Annotated in this window: 16 protein-coding genes and 1 tRNA gene; 3 read left to right on the plus strand and 14 right to left on the minus strand. The window is 65.8% G+C overall.

What is annotated here, in order from left to right; all coding sequences use genetic code 11:
* The 12 genes from gmd to hemP all read right to left on the minus strand — a co-directional run.
* Positions 1-1,012 (minus strand): GDP-mannose 4,6-dehydratase (gmd, locus tag AC3A6I_RS03435; protein ID WP_487541785.1); only part of this gene is annotated, 1,012 nt, incomplete at its 3' end.
* Positions 1,013-1,165: 153 nt separating this feature from the next.
* Positions 1,166-1,239: transfer RNA gene (locus AC3A6I_RS03440), tRNA-Gly, on the minus strand.
* Positions 1,240-1,342: 103 nt separating this feature from the next.
* Positions 1,343-2,038 carry a hypothetical protein gene (locus AC3A6I_RS03445; protein ID WP_487541786.1) on the minus strand — a complete coding sequence of 232 codons (696 nt, stop codon included), beginning with the start codon at positions 2,036-2,038 and terminating at the stop codon, positions 1,343-1,345.
* Positions 2,039-2,047: 9 nt separating this feature from the next.
* Entirely contained in the window at positions 2,048-3,793 is a 1,746-nt protein-coding gene (locus AC3A6I_RS03450; RefSeq protein WP_487541787.1) for an ABC transporter ATP-binding protein/permease, read from the minus strand.
* A 59-nt stretch (positions 3,794-3,852) separates the two neighbouring features.
* On the minus strand, positions 3,853-6,189 hold the full coding sequence (locus AC3A6I_RS03455; protein WP_487541788.1) for a TonB-dependent hemoglobin/transferrin/lactoferrin family receptor: 2,337 nt from the start codon (positions 6,187-6,189) through the stop codon (positions 3,853-3,855).
* A gap of 193 nt (positions 6,190-6,382) precedes the next feature.
* Positions 6,383-6,901, minus strand: a complete 519-nt coding sequence (locus tag AC3A6I_RS03460; RefSeq protein ID WP_487541789.1) for an invasion associated locus B family protein — start codon at positions 6,899-6,901, stop codon at positions 6,383-6,385.
* Positions 6,898-7,695: a HugZ family pyridoxamine 5'-phosphate oxidase gene (locus AC3A6I_RS03465; RefSeq protein WP_487541790.1), complete on the minus strand. Its 798-nt coding sequence runs from the start codon at positions 7,693-7,695 to the stop codon at positions 6,898-6,900. Before AC3A6I_RS03465 ends, AC3A6I_RS03460 begins: the two co-directional genes overlap by 4 nt.
* A gap of 16 nt (positions 7,696-7,711) precedes the next feature.
* Positions 7,712-8,824, minus strand: a complete 1,113-nt coding sequence (locus AC3A6I_RS03470) for an energy transducer TonB (RefSeq protein ID WP_487541791.1) — start codon at positions 8,822-8,824, stop codon at positions 7,712-7,714.
* 1 nt (position 8,825) lies between these two features.
* Positions 8,826-9,266 (minus strand): ExbD/TolR family protein, encoded by a 441-nt coding sequence (locus tag AC3A6I_RS03475; RefSeq protein ID WP_487541792.1) that lies wholly within the window; start codon positions 9,264-9,266, stop codon positions 8,826-8,828.
* Positions 9,266-9,976 carry a protein TolQ gene (gene tolQ, locus AC3A6I_RS03480; protein WP_487541793.1) on the minus strand — a complete coding sequence of 237 codons (711 nt, stop codon included), beginning with the start codon at positions 9,974-9,976 and terminating at the stop codon, positions 9,266-9,268. The genes AC3A6I_RS03475 and tolQ overlap by 1 nt, the downstream gene beginning before the upstream one ends.
* On the minus strand, positions 9,976-10,392 hold the full coding sequence (locus AC3A6I_RS03485) for a hypothetical protein (protein ID WP_487541794.1): 417 nt from the start codon (positions 10,390-10,392) through the stop codon (positions 9,976-9,978). The genes tolQ and AC3A6I_RS03485 overlap by 1 nt, the downstream gene beginning before the upstream one ends.
* Positions 10,393-10,401: 9 nt before the next feature.
* A complete protein-coding gene (gene hemP, locus AC3A6I_RS03490; RefSeq protein ID WP_487544976.1) occupies positions 10,402-10,533 on the minus strand; it encodes a hemin uptake protein HemP in 132 nt (43 codons plus the stop codon).
* A 226-nt stretch (positions 10,534-10,759) separates the two neighbouring features.
* On the opposite strand from hemP, the gene xdhA reads away from it, so the two are divergent.
* Positions 10,760-12,226, plus strand: coding sequence for a xanthine dehydrogenase small subunit (xdhA, locus tag AC3A6I_RS03495; RefSeq protein WP_487541795.1), 1,467 nt, complete (start codon positions 10,760-10,762; stop codon positions 12,224-12,226).
* A complete protein-coding gene (gene xdhB / locus AC3A6I_RS03500) occupies positions 12,219-14,561 on the plus strand; it encodes a xanthine dehydrogenase molybdopterin binding subunit (protein WP_487541796.1) in 2,343 nt (780 codons plus the stop codon). The genes xdhA and xdhB overlap by 8 nt, the downstream gene beginning before the upstream one ends.
* Before the next feature lie 29 nt (positions 14,562-14,590).
* Here the strand turns inward: xdhB and AC3A6I_RS03505 are convergent, their stop codons facing one another.
* Positions 14,591-15,205 carry an NIPSNAP family protein gene (locus AC3A6I_RS03505; RefSeq protein WP_487541797.1) on the minus strand — a complete coding sequence of 205 codons (615 nt, stop codon included), beginning with the start codon at positions 15,203-15,205 and terminating at the stop codon, positions 14,591-14,593.
* A 112-nt stretch (positions 15,206-15,317) separates the two neighbouring features.
* On the opposite strand from AC3A6I_RS03505, the gene AC3A6I_RS03510 reads away from it, so the two are divergent.
* Positions 15,318-16,664: a dihydroorotase gene (locus tag AC3A6I_RS03510; RefSeq protein ID WP_487541798.1), complete on the plus strand. Its 1,347-nt coding sequence runs from the start codon at positions 15,318-15,320 to the stop codon at positions 16,662-16,664.
* Here the strand turns inward: AC3A6I_RS03510 and AC3A6I_RS03515 are convergent.
* Positions 16,661-17,365: a GntR family transcriptional regulator gene (locus AC3A6I_RS03515; RefSeq protein WP_487541799.1), complete on the minus strand. Its 705-nt coding sequence runs from the start codon at positions 17,363-17,365 to the stop codon at positions 16,661-16,663. The genes AC3A6I_RS03510 and AC3A6I_RS03515 overlap by 4 nt on opposite strands.
* Positions 17,366-17,557 lie beyond the last annotated feature (192 nt).

Raw genomic sequence — 17,557 nt, forward strand, 5'->3', positions numbered from 1 at the left:
CGGCCATCTCGCTGACAAGCTCGGCAAACGTGGTGACCGGGGACCAGCCCAGTTTCGCCTTGGCCTTGCTGGCATCGCCCAGCAGTGTCTCGACCTCGGCCGGACGGAAGTAGCGCGGATCGACCTCGATGATGCAGCGGCCGTCGGCATCATAGCCCTTTTCATCGACGCCGGCTCCCTCCCAGCGCACCTCGATGCCGATCTCCCTTGCTGCAAGGGTGACGAATTCGCGAACCGAGTGCTGCACGCCCGTGGCAATCACAAAGTCTTCGGGAGCGTCCTGCTGCAGCATCAGCCACTGCATTTCGACATAGTCACGGGCATGGCCCCAGTCGCGCAACGAGTCGAGGTTGCCCAGGTAGAGTCGATCCTGCATGCCGAGCTTGATGCGGGCCAGGGCGCGCGTGATCTTGCGGGTGACGAAGGTTTCGCCGCGCAACGGGCTCTCGTGGTTGAACAGGATGCCGTTGCAGGCATAGATTCCGTAGGATTCACGGTAGTTCACGGTGATCCAGTAAGCATAGAGCTTGGCCACGGCGTAAGGCGAGCGTGGATAGAAGGGCGTCGTCTCGCGTTGCGGTGTTTCCTGCACCAGGCCGTACAGCTCCGAGGTCGATGCCTGGTAGAAGCGGGCCTTCTTTTCCATGCCGAGGATGCGGATGGCTTCGAGGATGCGGAGCGCACCGAGGGCGTCGGAGTTGGCCGTGTATTCCGGCTCCTCGAACGACACCGCGACATGACTCTGCGCCGCGAGGTTGTAGACCTCGTCCGGCTGGACCAACTGGAGCACCCGCGTCAGGCTGGACGAATCGGTCAGGTCGCCGTGATGCAGCGTGAGGTCGACACCCTGGTCGTGCGGATCATGGTAGAGGTGATCGATGCGGTCGGTGTTGAAAAGCGACGTGCGCCGCCGGATGCCGTGGACGGAATAGCCCTTCTTGAGCAGGGATTCGGCGAGATAGGCACCATCCTGGCCGGTGATGCCGGTGATCAGCGCAACCTTCTTGGCCAAGATGTGGCTCCTTCATGCGATCGGCACGTCTTGCTGCGTGCGGCTATACAGAAGCTGCGCCAGTCTGCAAAGGCTGCCCAGGCCACACAGATCAAGTCATGCTTCAAGCCGCCGCGTGGCGCCGCGTGTGCCAGTAGATGATCGGCGAAGGGCTGGAGCGGGTGAAGGGAATCGAACCCTCGTCGTAAGCTTGGGAAGCTTCTGCTCTACCATTGAGCTACACCCGCGACGCCTCGTATGTGCCGGAGTGTGCGCCGGGCGTCAAGCGGGTGGAGGCGCTCCCGTTCGCGCTGTGCGCAGCCGAACGCAGGCAAGCTGCGCTGGCCTCCGCTACGGCGTCTGCAGATAGAGCCCCAGCTCCTGGCCCGCGGCGTCCACCGCGCGGCGTTCGTCGCCGATGCTGCGCCATTCTGCCACCGCGCCGGACTTGAGGTGCAGGTGGAAGTCGGCACGCATGACATTGATGAAGCCCATGGCGGGCTTGACCGCTTCCACCGTGCCGCGGAAGGCCTGCCAGAAACTGGGGCGGCGGAAGCCGATGACGATCGATGTGGCGGCTGCCCGTGCCGCTTCGAGGGCGACGAGGCCCGGGTCGGTGGCGGTCGGATCGATGCGCTCGCTCGCTGGCTTTTCCGGTTTGGCGTCGACCGCTTCGCCGGTGCCGAGCGGGGCGACGGCGGCGTCGAAGGGCTCGAGGCCGTCGAAGCCGACAACGCCGCAGATGATAGTGCCGTCTGCGCGGAGCAGGTCGAGGCGCGGATAGGCCTTGTCCTTCATCACGCTGGTGCGGTCGACGATGATCTCGGAGATGGCACCAAGCTCGATCCGGCTTTCGTGCTCGGCGCCGCCGATCACGGCCCAGCCGTTGCTGAAGGTGACGGTTTCGACCGAGCCGATGCGTTCGTGCGTCGCGCCGAGATGGTTGGCGGTGACCATCAGCCGGCCGATCTGCGGCAGAACGGCGAGGACGGCCTCGGGTTTGGCGACAAGGCGGGCGCGGGGCAGGGTGGTCGGTTTATCGAGCATGGGTGGACCTTAGGCGGGAATGGGTTCGGGTGTGGTGGCTGCCGGCGTTGCGGCGGCCGTCAATTCGACCTTGCGAAGCGTACCGAGGCCGGTGGGTTCGCGATGCGCAACGATGAGGAAGGCTGTGTCGGGCAAGCGCTCGCGCAACAGGGCGAGCAGTTGGCGCTCGGCGGCGGTGTCGAGGGCACTGGTGGCTTCGTCGAGGAAGGCCCAGCGCGGCTTCGACAACAGCAGGCGGGCGAGCGCCAGGCGCTGCTGCTCGCCGCCGGACAGCCCCTTGGCCGCCGCGCTGGCGTCCGGCGCGATCAGGTGGCCGAGGCCGACGGCGCGGAGTGCGTTCTCCCGCTCGGCTAGCGGGATGTCATTGGGGTCGCTTGGATAGGCAACGGTCTCAATGACGCTGCCGGCCGGCAGGTAGGTGTCCTGGGGCAGGAACCCGGTGGCGCCGGAGGGCGTCTCGATGCGGCCGGTGGCATGCGACCAGGTGCCGGCGAGGGTCTTGAGTAGTGTCGTCTTGCCCAGGCCCGATGGGCCGGACAGCCAGATGGCTTCGCCGGGGCGAACTTCGAGCTTGTCGAGACCGAGGAGTGGTCGACCGTCGGGAGTAAACAGCGCAAGTTCGCTCAGCGCCAGGCCGCCATTGCCGCTCGGGCGTTCGACAATGCCCGCGCGGGCGCCGGCGGAGCCATCGGTGGCGTTGAGGAAGCCGTCGAGGCGGCCGGCGGCGGCGACGAGGTCGGCGAGCGGGCGGTAGGAGAAGATGAACCACGAGAGCGTGGTGGTGACCTGCGAGAAGGCCGAGGCAAGTTGCATCAGCCCACCGAAGGTGACCGAACCGGCAAAGAAGGCGGGGAGCGCGAGGAAGGTCGGGATGCGCAGCACCGTCGAGCGGTAGGGATAGGTGAAGCTCATCAAGATCAGCTCGCGGCTGATCAGCTTCTTCCAGTTGATGACGATGCCGCCGAAGCGGCGATCGAGATCGCGACGCTCGGCTGCCTCGCCACCGGCCATGGCGATCGGCTCGGCATTTTCGCGGATGCGCACGAGGCCGAAACGGAAATCGGCTTCGCGGCGCTGCTGCTCGACGTAGAGGCCCTTGAGCGGCTTGCCGAGGAAATGGGTGAGGCCGGTGGAGAGCGCGACATAGATGAAGGCGGCCCACACCATGTAGCGCGGGATCTCGCCATCGATGCCGGCAAAGCCGAGCGGCAGCGCGAAGGTGGCGATCGACCACAGCACCGCGAGATAGGAGAAGATGGCGACGACGTTGGTGATGAGGTCGAGCGACAGCGGGATTATGCCGACACCACCGCCATGCTCTCCCATCGGTCCGGCGAGGAAGAAGCGGCAATCTTCGGCGATGCGCTGGTCGGGATTGTCCGGGCTGCCGGAGCGTTCACGCTCGAGCTTCAGGTAGGAACGGTTGGAGAGCCAACGGCTCATGGCGGCATTGGTCAGCGACTGGCGCCAACGGATCTCGAGATGCTTGCGCGCATAGGTCGAAGCCATGGTCAGCACCACGCCGGCAAGCACGATGATGAAGAAGATGCCGACCTGCGCCAGTGCCTCGGGGCCGTTCATCTGCTGCAGCGCGTCGTAGAACACCTTGCTCCACTCGATCATGCGCAACGAAACGAGGATCTGGCTGAGCTCGAGTGCCAGCACGATGGCGTAGAGCACAAGGCCGAACTTGCCGCCTTCCCCGGAGATGCAGAGCTTCAACAGGCGCCAGAATTGGCCGAGGACACGCGACATGACGAACTCCAGGAAAGAAAGGAGGGATCGCGCATGGCGACCCCTCCTCGGCAGGCATGCTAGAAGGTGACCTTCGCGCCGAGCTTGAAGGTACGGCCGGGGCCGGTTTGCAGCTCCAGCGGGTTTTGTGCGGCAACGTCCGGATCGGTCTCGACCGCGTTGTATCCGGTGAGCGTGTTGGGGAAATACCTGGTGTCGAAGATGTTCTGGATGCCGGCGGTCAGCTCGACATTCTCGGCGGGCTTCCACGTCACATAGGCATCGAGCAGCGCGTAGCCGTCCGGCTTGAACGCGTTGGGATCGCTGCGCTCGCTCACTCCCGAGGCCAAGGTGCCGACGACTTCGAACTCGAGCCCGTTCTCGGGAAGCGCGTAGCGCAGGCCGGCGATGACCGTCAGCGGTACGCCACCATCGAATACGGTTTCGGGCGACGAGCTGTCGATCTGCTGCACGCCTTCCGACCAGGCGAGGCTGCCGAAGGCGGTCAGGTCCTCGACGAACTCCCACTCGGCCCCGGCCTCGATACCCCAAAGCTCGACGCTCGACACGTTGTCCGAAGTATACTTGTTCGGCTCGCCCGGCACCGGCTGCAGGCTGCGGATGAAGTCCTTGTACTTGCTGTAGAAGGCGCCGACGGTGAAGTAGCCGTTGGCGAACTCGCCGCGAATGCCGGCCTCGTAGCTGGCGACCGATTCCGGCCGCAGGTCCGGATTGGGAACGATCTCGATAGGCGGGAACGAGAACGGGTCCTGCACGGAGATCGAGGTCTGCTGGCTGGTCGGCATCTTGAAGCCTTCGCCATAGGCCGCATAGATCGAGTAGGTGTCGTCGAGCTTGTAGACCGCACCCAGCTTCTTGATCAGCTTGGTGGTTTCCACCTTCTCCGGCTCGAAGCCCGGCAACGGGACATAGTCGTCATCCACCGTCGGATCGATGCTGTAGTTGGCGAGGCGCAGGCCCGGGGTGATGGTCAGGCGGTCGTCGAGCAGGGCGATCTCGTCCTGCACGTAGAAGTCGGCGCGGATGGTCTCGACCCTGGGGAAATTGAAGCCGGCGAACGGGGTCGTCACCGGATCGGTACCAAGGGTCAGGTTCTCGGTGGTGTTGGTGCCCTCGTAATCGGTATGGGCGATGTCGCCATCAAAACCGTAAGTAAGGGTGTGCGAGGTTTCGCCCAGCTCGAAGGAGGAGACCATCTGCAGGTCGCCCTCGAGGAAGGTCTCGCCATAGTCGCGCACCTGCGTGATCTTGCGCAGCTGCGCGGGCGTCAGCAGGGAGTAGTTGCGCAACTGCTCGGTGAACATCTCCCGCTTCTGCGGGGAGTAGGCGACCTTCCACTCGACGCTGTCGAGCCATGGCGCGTCGACCTCCCATTTATGCTCCAGCGCCAGCCGGGTGCGGGACATGTCGAGATTGCGGACATAGTCTTCGCTCTCGTAGAAGAAGCCGTAGTAGAGCGGGTTGGAGGCGTAGAGCGGGTCCTCGGCGAAGGCATCCCAGGTCTGGTCGACCTCGGTGTTGCGGCTGAAGAACTCGGCCGTCAGCTTGACCTCGTGATCGTCGTTCGGCGTCCACACCACCTTGGCCAGGCCGTTCCAGGCGTTAGTCTCGGTGGGGAAGAGCACGTCGCAGCGGATGAAGCTTGGTCGCGGGCAATCCCAATCGCCGCCCTCGGGATCGGCATTGCTGAGCTTCGGTTCCTCGGCGCTCAGATGGCCGATGCTGCCCAGGACCTGGACGTTGCCGAAGTCGTAGGCCGCCGTGATCTGCTTGCGGAAGCTGTTGTCGTAGCTGTCCCAGCCGGTCCGCAGTTCGAGCGCCCAGGGCTTGTCGGTATTGTCGAGCAGGTCCGAGGGATCGCGCGTACGGAAGGCAACGGTACCGCCGAGCGCATCGGCGCCCCAGAGCACCGAGTTGGGGCCGCGCACGAGTTCGACCGCCTCGAGGTTCCATGGATCGATATAGTCGCGACTGCCGTCGATGATCTGCTCGGCGACGCGCGAACCATCCACCAGCATCTGCACGCGGTTGCCGCCGACGCCGCGAATGGTGAAGCCGGTGAGCTGTCCGAACGGATTGGTCATCGCCGTCTGGCGGGTCACGGCGACGCCCGGCTCGTAGCGGACGAGATCCTGAATGTCGCGGACCTGGTGCTTCTCGATGGTTTCGCCATCGATCACCGTGATGTTCTGCGGCACGTCGAGCACGTCCTTTGTGGCACGCGTCGCGGTCAGCACGATGCGCTCGAGGATGGTGGTCTGTGCCTCCGTCAGCGCCTGTGCGGCGGCTGGCTGTGGCAAGGCGCAGGCCAGCGCGATGGCGCTGACGCCCAGCAGGTGGATGGATGAATGGTTATGACGCGCGGAAACGCCCGCGCCACGCGGCGGATGCGACATGCCTGCCCCCAGGTAGAATTCGGATGGTGTTGGCTGGCTGTCGGCACGAGGCCGCGTGGCTTGCTAGGTGCCGCGCATGCGGCGCGGGATGGCTATCGTCTATTAAAGTTGATACATGAGTCAACTTTATATCGCTGTTGCTGCTGCGCGTTGCGGCAGGTGTTACCCTGTTGTCACAATCTCGGCTCAGCGGTCACCTGGCCAGTTCGACCGTGCGGTCATAAGCGGCGGTGAAGCCGGCAAGCGATAGCGCGACGGTGACCGGCTGGCCGTCATCGACCTTCACGCCGGTGACGTCGAGCTTCTGGCCGACCTTGAGCGCGCTGAGCGCCACTTCGTCGAAGCTGACCGGCACAAGGCATCCGCTCGCCACGCAGGTGAGGAAGGCCTGGGCCTCCCCCAGCTGCTGGCCATCGATCGCCAGGCGCACGCCCGCATCGAGCCTGAGTCCGAAGGCGGTGAGCAGCATGCCTTCGGCGCGGTTGGCGGCGGGAGCGGCGAGTTCCATGGCCACCAGCGCACTGCCAGTCTGCGGGTTGCCGGCGGTCTGCGAGAAGCCGCAATCCTTGGTGGCCTCGCGGACCGAGCAGTTGACCGACCAACTGCCGTGCTTTTCACTCAGCGCCGAGGCGCCGCCCGGCAGCGCCGCCGTGTCCTGCGCCAGGGCAGGGCTGGCGAGGAGCGCGAGCGCTGCGAATGCTAGACGCTTCACGAAGCGACCCTCGCATCCTTGAGCGGGCGGTTGAGGGCGCGACGGGCTTCGCCGGCCATGCGCACCAGCATCATGTGCATGTCATTGGACGACGTGAGCTCGGTGTCGAACCAGACGCGGCGCACATCGTCGCCGTCTGCGAGATCGATCCCCTCGGCATCGATGCCGACAAGGCGCCAGCGGCCGGCTTCGGCGTTGGCGAAATGCTCGGCATAGAGCCCGACCGCCTCAGCATGGTCGTCGTTCATGTGCTCGATGGCGCTGGGCTCGGTCATGGCGAGCTCGGCATTGGCCGGGTTGTGGTTGATCACATCCTCGGCGGTGAGCGCATAGGCTCGGCCGAAGCCGGCATTGAGCGAGGCACTCCTCGGCTCGAGACGGAAGTAGCGGAAGTCGCCGAGGCCGGCGTAGAGCTCCGCCTTGGGTGAGTGCGACAGGTAGCGCTGGCCAATGCGCTTGTCGTCGTCGGTGCCGCGCTCGATCTCGTGCGCCTCGCAGGTGTAGCTGACGCGCGCGTGGGCGAGCGCATCGCCCTTGCCGGGCGTGCCGACGAGCAGGGCGCAGCGCGGATCCTTGAGCAGCGCCTTGGTGTGAGCTGCCAGCCGCGAGATCAGGATGACGGGTGCGCCGTCGAAATCGGTCGAGACGCCGACACGAGTGGCGGTCGGCCAGCCGGTCTCGGGATCGAGCGTCGCGACCGCGCCATGGCGCGCCACGCGCATCAGGGTCTTGGCGAGGCGAACGGCGTCCGCGGTGGTTTCAAGGATGACATCCTTGGGCTTTTCGTTCTCCATGAACGGGCTCCGGGTTCTAGTTGACGGCGATTGGGATGGTGAAGGACCAGGTCGATTTGCCTGCGCCTTCGGGAATAGCGGGGTAGGGCGCGCCGCGCTCCACGGCAGCGAACGCGGCCTGGTCGAGCTTGTCGTCGCCGGAGCTTTTCGACAGCCTGGCGCTCAGCACTCGCCCGTTGGCATCCAGCGTGAACATAACGCGCGCCTCGCCGCCATCGCTCCCGCGGGGTGTGCGCACCGCCTTGAGCAGCCTGGCGCGCACCTTGCCCTGGTAGGCATCGATTGTACCTTGCCCGACGCTGACCGTCTTGCCCTTGCTGCCGCCGGCCGCCTTGGCGGCGGCGGAATCGGCCTCGTCGGAGCCGCCACTGCCGACGCTCGCGACCTGCTTGGGCTTGGGCGTCTCGACCGGCTTTTCGGCAGCCTTTTTCCTGGGCTTGTCGGCTGGCTGCTTCTCCGCCTCGACCTCGACAGGCTTGCGGACCGGGCGCGGCAGGGGGACGGGCGGTGTATTGGTTTCCTCGACCACTTCTTCGAGGATCGGCGTGAGGTTCGCGACCTTGACCGGCTCTGCCGGCGTCACCGGGGTGATCGAGGCGGTGGTGATCTGCTGCACTTCCTGTGTGGGCTCGAGCTCGCTGAGCCTGGCCACATTGTCGAAGTGCTCGAGGATTTGGGCATCGCTCGGCGCCACCGTCTCGGCGACGGTGGGCGCAGCGTCGTCTGTAACCTGCGGGATCGGGGCCGCCACGGGCGCTTCGACTTCTGCGAGCGCCGTCATCACCTCGGCCGAGACGAGCTCGTCGGTTTCTGTCGGCGTCAGGGCTTCCGTGACGGGCCCGATCGCGGCGTTCGCCTGGACCGGCCGCTGCTCGGCCGCCTCGATCTCCTCGACTGCCTCGGCCGTGTCCGCCTCGACCATCGAGGTCGCGCCGGCCGAGACAAGGTTCGCCGTCGCCTCGCCGATCGTCTGGCTCGGCCCGGTGACCGCATCTTCCATGGCGACGATGTCGACGGAGACGGCCGCTTCCGCGACGCTCAACTCCTCGGGCCGCCACTGCATGGCGATCCAGGCCGCGGCGATCAGCCCGACATGTACGCCCAGCGATGCGGGGATGGCCCAGCGCATGTCACTGCGCCTGCGGCTGGCGGGTGATCAGCCCGATCTTGGCGTAGCCGGCGTTGGACAACTCGCCCATCACCTGCATGATGAGGCCATAGTCGGCCCCAGCATCGCCACGGATATAGATCCGTTGCTCGGTCCCGGCCTCGCCCGCTGCGGCCGCGATGGAGGCGAGCAGCGTGTCGGTGCCGATCTGGTTTTCGCCGAGATAGATCTCGCCAGCCGTGTTGACCGAGACGGTCAGCGGCTTGCTCTCCACCTTGAGTTCCGGCGCCGCGGTCTGCGGCAGGTCGATCGGCACACCCGAGGTCAGCAGCGGTGCGGTGACCATGAACACGATCAGCAGCACCAGCATGACGTCGACCAGCGGGGTGACGTTGATATCGCCGATCGGCTGACCGCGACGGCCGCGGCTTCGCTTGTTCGCGCCTTGCAGGGACATAGCCATCAGGCGGCACTCTTGGCGTCGAGCTGGCGGCTGAGCAGCACCGAGACGCGGTCGGCAAAGGCCTCGAGCCGGCCGATCAGGCGCCCGGCATCACCGGAGAGCTTGTTGTAGGCGATCACCGCCGGGATGGCAGCGAGGAGGCCGAGCGCCGTGGCGAACAGCGCCTCGGCAATGCCCGGGGCGACGACCGACAGGCTGGTCGATTCCGCCGCGGCGATCGCGGTGAAGGAGTTCATGATGCCCCACACCGTGCCGAACAGGCCGATGAAGGGAGCGGCGCTGCCAGTGGTGGCGAGCAGCGACAGGTTGCGGTCGAGTCGCTCGGTCTGTTCGGCGATGGTCGTATCGAGCACGATGCGCAGGCGCGCCTGGAGGCCGGCCGGGTTGGCGGCATTGTCGGCGTGTGAGCCGTTCCACTCTTCCATCGCGGCGGCGAACAGAGCGCCGAGCCCATGGCGCGGCTCGTCCTTGATGCGCTGGTAGATGGCGCCGAGCGGTTCGCCCGAGGCGAAGATGCGGTCGAAGGCCTGCATCTCGCGGCGGGCTCGGCCATAGGCGGCGAGCTTGGAAAAGATCACCGCCCAGCAGGCTACCGAGGCGAGCAGCAGCCCGATCATCACGGATTTCACGACCCAGTCGGCCTGCATGAACAGGGCGAACATCGACAGCCCATGTGCGGCCGGCGCGACGGTTTCGACCACGGTTTCCATCAGACGCCGAAGCTCACTTCGAGGCGGCTCGTCGGCTTCAGGGCCGTGAGGCAGATTTTCGGCTCCAGCCCTTCGCCCTCGCAGGTGACGACATCGTTGATCAGCACCCGCGAGATGTTCTCGCAAGCGAGCTGGCCGATATCGAACTGCAGCACGCGCGCCTTGCCTTCGGGCATGGCCTTGAACTCGAGCGACACCAGCCGGTCGATGCCGCCGTCGGCGCCGAACAGCGCGATCTCGAAGGACGAGCGGGTCAGCTCGGTGCCGAGCCGGTTGGTGGCGAGGAAGGTGACACGGCAGCCGGTCTCGGACGGCGCCAGCGCATTGAGCTCGATATCGAGCGCGGCTGGGGCCTGGGCCAGTCCGGGGCCGGTCGCCAGGACCACCAGGAGCATCGGATTGAGGAGCGAACGCATGATCTGCCGTTACTTGTTGAGGATGAGCTTGCCCTGGCGGGTGATGCGCAACCGGTAGGTTTCGCCGGCGTGGCGAATATCGATCTCGGTCCGGTCCCCGAACAGCTGACGGCTGTCGAAGCTGCCGGGCCGCCCCTCCACCGGGTCGCCAGTCTGGATCTCTGTGCTGTCGGAGCATTCGTCCGACGGATTGCGACTATGCACGCTCACCAACCTTAAAACATGAGTCCGATACTCATGTTTCGAGCGGGGCGCAAGCGGCTTCGTTGCACGGAGTGTCGCACGAGAACCCTTCGTGCACAGACACGAGCATGCTTTCTTGAAAGTGGTCGACCAATCGCATACCATTGATCTGACCGAGGTACCGATGCTGTCCAGATCCCGTATCCGCTTCTACCTGAACGACGCGCTCATCGAATTGGAGGATGTGCCGCCGCATCGCACCGTCCTCGACTGGCTGCGGCTGGAGCGGCAGTTGCGCGGCACCAAGGAAGGCTGCGCCGAAGGCGACTGCGGCGCCTGCACCGTGCTGGTCGGGCGGCTCGATCGGGCAGGCGAACTGGTCTACGAGAGCATCAACTCTTGCATCCGCTTTCTCGCGACGCTGGACGGCGCCCATCTCGTCACCATCGAGGACCTGGCGCGCGAGGGTGAGTTGAACCCGGTGCAGCGCGCCATGGTCGATTGCCAGGGCAGCCAGTGCGGCTTCTGCACGCCGGGGATCGTTATGTCGCTCTATGGCGACTGGCTCGATAATCCACAGCCGACGACGCAGCAGGTCGAGCGCACGCTGCAGGGCAATCTCTGCCGCTGTACCGGCTACGAGGCGATCGTGCGCGCCGCCCAGGCGGCAAGCGACTACGGCGATCCGATCGAGGACCGGCTCAATCGCAGCCGGGCCGAAATGACGGCGAAGTTGCTCGCGTTGCGGGATGGCCAGCGCGTTGCGATGGTGGCCGATGGCTATCGGGCGATCTTGCCGGCCAATGCCGACGATCTCGCCACAGTCCTGCTCGAGGAGCCCGCGGCCATCGTCGTTGCCGGCGCCACCGATGTCGGGCTGTGGATCACTAAGCACCTCCGCCAGCCGCAGACCATGGTGTTTCTCACCCATGTCGACGATCTCGATGAAGTGGTTGTCGAGGATGGCCGGCTGATCGTTGGGGCGCGAACCTCCTACAGTTCGGCCGAGCAAGCGATCGCCGAGCATGTCCCGCAGTTCAGCGAGCTATGGAGGCGCATCGGCGGTAAACAGGTGCGCAACGCCGGAACGATCGGTGGCAACATCGCCAACGGCTCGCCCATCGGCGACACGCCGCCGCCGCTGATCGTGCTTGGCGCGACGGTGACACTGCGGCGCGGCAACGTACGGCGCACGCTGCTGCTCGAGGATTTCTTCATCGACTACGGCAAGCAGGACCGGCGGCCGGGCGAATTCGTCGAGAGTGTCGCCGTGCCGCTGCCGCGGGCCGAGGACCGGGTCGCGGTCTATAAGGTGAGCAAGCGCTTCGATGAGGATATCTCGTCGGTGCTCGGCGCGTTCCGGCTGCGGATTGATGGCGGCCGCGTCACCGAGGCGGTGATCGCCTATGGCGGCATGGCGGCGACCCCGAAGCGGGCACGCGCCGTCGAGGCGGCACTGATCGGGCAATTGTGGACACGCGAGACGGTAGAGGCAGCGATGGCCGCCTATGCCACTGACTTTTCGCCCCTCACCGACTGGCGCGCGAGCGCTGAGTACCGATTGCTGGTGGCGCGAAACCTGCTGTTGCGCTTCTGGAGCGAGACAGAAGGTCAGGGCGAAACCCGGGTGCGGGAGCTGGTCCATGGATGATGTCCGTCGCTCGAGCGATGCCGCGTTGGAATTGGTCGCTACGCCCGTTGTTCCGCACGAGTCCGCCCACAAGCACGTGGCGGGCTTGGCCGAGTATATCGATGACATCATCGAGCCGCTGAACACGCTGCACGCCTATGTGGGGCTTGCCGCGCACGCCAATGCGGGGATCGTGTCGCTGAATCTCGAAGCCGTGCGAAATGCGCCGGGCGTGGTCGGCGTGCTGACGGCCGACGATATTCCCGGGATCAATGACATCAGCCCGGCCGGCACCGATGACGATACTCTGTTCTGCGCCACGCGCGCGAACTACCACAGCCAGCCGCTCTTCGCGGTGGTCGCCACCACTCGCGATGCCGCGCGCCGGGCAGCGAAACTGGCGGTGATCGAGTATGACGTCGCGTCCCCGCACATCTCCGTCGATGACGCCATTGCCGGCGGTGGCGCCACCGTGGGGCCGGGCATGACCATTGCCCGCGGCGACATCGACAAGGCACTGGCCGAAGCCCTGCATGTCATCGGCGGCGCCATCAGCATCGGCGGGCAGGAGCATTTCTATCTCGAAGGCCAGGTGTCGCTCGCCATGCCGGGCGAAGACGGCGAGGTGCTGCTCTACACCGCGACCCAACACCCCGGCGACGTGCAGGAAGTCGTGGCGCGCATCCTCGGACTCGAAGCCAATGGCGTGCGGGTGCACGTCCGGCGGATGGGCGGCGCCTTCGGTGGCAAGGAGACGCAAGGCACGTTGTTCGGTGCGGTGGCGGCGCTGGCGGCACGAAAGTTCCGGCGTGCGGTGAAGTGCCGGCCGGATCGCGACGACGACATGGTCATTACCGGCAAGCGCCACGAGTTCGATATCGACTATAGCGTCGGGTTCGATGACGAAGGCCGCATCGGCGGGGTGCGCATGGCGCTGAAGGCGCGCTGCGGACACTCGCTCGACCTGTCGCGCGGCGTCGCCGACCGTGCCGTGATGCACGTCGACAACGCCTATTACTATCCGGCCGTGCATGCGCACTCGAAACTCTACCGCACGCACACGGTCTCCAACACCGCCTTCCGTGGCTATGGCGGACCACAGGCGATCATCGCGGCCGAACGGCTGATCGAGGAGATCGCCTATGCGCTGGGTAAGGATCCGCTCGAGGTTGCGAGGCTGAATTTCTACGATGGGGCCGAGCGCAACACGACGCATTTCGGCCAGCCGGTGCGCGACAACATCATGGCGCGCATCACCGACGAGCTGGAGCAGAGCAGCGACTACCAGCGGCGGCGCGCCGAGATCATCGCGGCCAATAAATCGTCCGAGTTCATCAAGCGCGGCATCGCGCTCAGCCCGGTGAAATACGGCATCGGCTACTCCAAGAAATCGATGAACCAGGGCGCGGCGCTGCTGGTGATCTACCGCGACGGTTCGATCCACCTGAACCATGGCGGCACCGAGATGGGGCAGGGGCTCAACACCAAGGTGGCCCAGCTCGTGGCCGCCGAGTTCGGCCTGCCGCTTGCCCGCGTCCGCGCCACCGCGGCGGCGACCGACAAGGTGCCGAACGCCTCGCCGACCTCCGGCTCGACCGGCACCGATCTCAACGGCGCCGCCGCCGTCGATGCGGCCCGCCGCATCAGGCGCGACCTCATTGCCTTCGCCTGCGAGGAATGGCGGGTGTTCGAGCACGAGGTCAGCTTCGAGAACGAGACGGTACGGATCGGCCGTGAGGTCGTGACCTGGCATCACTTCACGGAAGCTGCCTACGCCGCGCGCGTGCCACTGTCGTCGACCGGATTCTACAAGGTGCCGCACATCCACTGGGATCGCGCCGCCGGCAAGGGGCATCCCTATGGCTATTTCACCTTCGGGGCATCCTGCTCCGAAGTGGCCGTCGACACGCTCACTGGCGAATATGCCGTGCTGCGCACCGATATCCTCCAGGACGTCGGCCGTTCGGTGAACCGTGAGATTGACCTCGGCCAGATCGAAGGTGGCTTCATCCAGGGCATGGGCTGGCTGACCACCGAGGAACTGTGGTGGGACAAGGCCGGGCGGCTCAGGACGCACGCGCCCTCGACCTACAAGATCCCGGTCGCCTCCGATCGGCCGCGCATCTTCAATGTCGATATCGCGGAGTGGTCGGTGAATGGGGCGCCCACCGTCAATCGCTCCAAGGCCGTCGGCGAGCCGCCGATCATGCTGGCCAACTCCGTCTTCGCCGCCATCGGCATGGCAGTCGCGAGTGTCGCCGATTACCGCTTCGCCCCGCGCCTCGATACGCCGGCGACGCCGGAACGGGTGCTGATGGCGATGGAGCGGCTCAAAGCAAAGGCCCGCGCCGGTTGAGCGCGGGCCTGTGTACTGACATCAGCAGCTTACTTCAGGTCCGAATAGGCCGTCGCAACGAACAGTTCGTTCTGCAGCGCCGTAAGCTTGCCCGAGCCGCCCGGAGGCGGCCAGATGCCTTCCTTGCTCGCCTGGGCGCGGGCGGCCTGACGGTCGGCGATGTTGGCGTAGGGATAGATGTGCACCATCCGCGTCGGGCCCTCCTCGATCGAGGCCATGACGGTCAGCACCTTTGAGATCTCGTTACGGCGCGGCACCACCTTGCTCCAGGCCTCCGCGGTTTCCGGCAGCCCGTTTGGCGCGAGCGTATAGGTGCGGAACTCGTAGAACGGGCCGAAGGAGCCGGTCTCGATGTCGCCCATGAAGAAGAGCGGCTTGAACGCGGTGCTCTGCACACCGCCGAGATAGGGGGCGATGCCATAAGCGTCCTCGGTCTGCATCAGCCGGGCGCGCTCGGCGGTCAGCGACTCGACATTCTCGTGGGCGGTGATGAAGGCGAAGCGGTTCAGTACCCCGAACTCGCACGAGAAGGCGCCGAGCACCTTACCGGTCGAGGAGAAATTCTCGTACGTCTTGGGCAGGATCGGCAGCACGGCGCCCAGCGTATTGGGCAGCAGCGACAGGATTGTCAGGTCGTAGATCATCGTTGGTCCTGAGGATATTGGGCGGCGTTAGGCGGGCTTTTCAAACTCGCGAGTGATTGGTACACCAAGTGAATGCCAATTGCACGCCAAACGTTAGCACGAGGGACCGTCCATGTATGAACGCCTGATCACGGGCCGGGTGGTGAGCCCTGCCGGCATCCTCGAGGACGGCTGGATCGCGATCACGGACGGCTGCATCGCCGGAGTCGGATCGGGGCAGCGACCCGACGCGCAGGACGTGGTGGACTATGGCTCGGCCTATCTGCTGCCGGGCGCGGTGGACGGGCAGACGCACGCCGGCAGCCAGATCGGCTTCCCCGGTCTCGGTCCCACCACCAAGGCGGCGGTGATCGGCGGCGTCACCACCATTGTCGACATGCCCTATGACGAGCCTGATCCGATCTGGAACGGCGAGCTGCTGGCGCAGAAGGTTGCCGCCGTGGGGCAGCACGCGGTGTGCGATGTGGCGCTCTATGGCACCGTGCCGGCCGAGCCCGTCGCCGCCGATGTGCGGGCGCTGGTCGCTGGCGGTGTCTGCGCCTTCAAGATCTCATCCTTCGAGGCGCACCCGCACCGCTTCCCGCGCATCGGCAGCGGCGCGACGCGGGCATTGATCGAGATGCTGGAAGGCACTGGCCTGCCGCTGGGCATCCACAACGAGGACCAGGAGATTGTCCGCCGGCTAGCCGCCGAGTTCAAGGCGGCCGGCCGCACGAAGCCTGAGGATCACAGCCCGAGCCGCCCGGAAGTGGCCGAGCTCGCTGCCACCGCGACCTTCCTCGCGCTTGGGGCAGGGTCCTCGACCCCGCTCCACATCGTCCATATCTCGACGCCCGACGGCTTCGACATGACGCGGCGTTTCCGCGAGTCGGGCCAGCCCGCGACAGCCGAGATGTGCGTGCACTACCTGCATTTCGATGCCGAAGAGGCCATGCCGCGGCTGGGCGGCAAGCTCAAGGTCAACCCGCCGATCCGCGCGGGCCGGCGCGAGGCGCTATGGCAGGTGCTCGAGCGTGGTGAGTGCACCTTCGTCTCGTCTGACCACAGCGCTTGGCCAATCGAACGCAAGTCCGGCCCGACCATCTTCGACGATGCCGCCGGCATGCCGGGGCTCGAGGCCATGCTGCCAGCCTTCTTCACCGATGCGGCAGCGCGGTATGGCGCTGACAAGGCGGCGGCAATGAGCGCCGAGTGGCTGGCCAACCGCCCGGCAAAATTCTTCGGGCTCGGTCGCAAGGGTCAACTCGCCCCGGGCATGGATGCCGATATCGCCGTTCTGCAACCGGGCGACGCCGTGTACGACTCGACGGCCAACCCGGATGGCCCGAGCTGGAGCGCATACGACGGCGAGACCTTCGCCGTCACGCCCGTCGCCACCTGGGTACGCGGGCGGTTGGCTTGGGACGGTTCGTCCGTCATCGCGCCGGCAGGATCGGGAAGGTATGTGCGGCGCGGCTAGCGCAGCACTCCCGACAGCCGCTCGATGATGGCCAGCTTCACCATCTCGATGTGGCTCGTCATTGCCGCCTTGGCGCCTTCGCGGTCGGTACCGGCCACGGCCTCGAGCAGCTTCAGGTTCTCCTCTGCGCTGAACCGCGGCGTCAGTGGATTGCGGTACGCGTTGAACACGTGGGTGCGGCGGCGCAGGTCTCGGATCAGCGCAGCCATCAAGACGTTGCCGGCGGCATCGGCGATTTCGCCGTGCAGCATGTCGTCGACGGCCCAGATGTCGGAGAGCGTCGCCTTGGGTCGCTTGTCGAGGTCGATCAGGGCCTCGCGGATCGTCGCGATGCGCTCGGCCGAAATCTTGCCGGCAGCGAGATAGGCCGCCTCGGCTTCGAGCAGCTGGCGCACGTTGAGGATGTCGACGAAAGCCTCGGTCGAGAACGGGCTGACCGTGACGCCGCGACTCGGCTGCTTGTAGACGAGCCCCTCGGCCTCGAGCCGCCCGAGCGCCTCGCGGATCGGGGTGCGCGAGGCGTTCAACCGCTCGGCCATGCGCCGCTCGGTGATCACGTCGCCGGGCCTGAGCTCGCCGGCGATCAGCAACCCGATAAGCTGTTCGTAGACCTGTTCGGTCAGATTCGGCTTCTGGCCGCTATCGCCGCCGAGAAAACCCAGATCACTGTCTGTATCGGCCGGATCGATGACTTCGCCCATGAGGCTCTCCACTCAAAACTTGCCCCTCATATAGGTGAGCGAGTCGAGGAACACATTCGGGATATCACTGGTATCCCCGATATTTAGCTCTGCCAAGCGCCTTGAAAGCGGGCAGGGACCGTCTTTGCCCAACAGTTCGGCAAATAGGCGTTGCGAGAGCGCTTGCAATCCGTTCGTACTTCGATAATGTAA

The sequence above is a fragment of the Devosia sp. Soil_C_22 genome, from assembly GCF_057657195.1.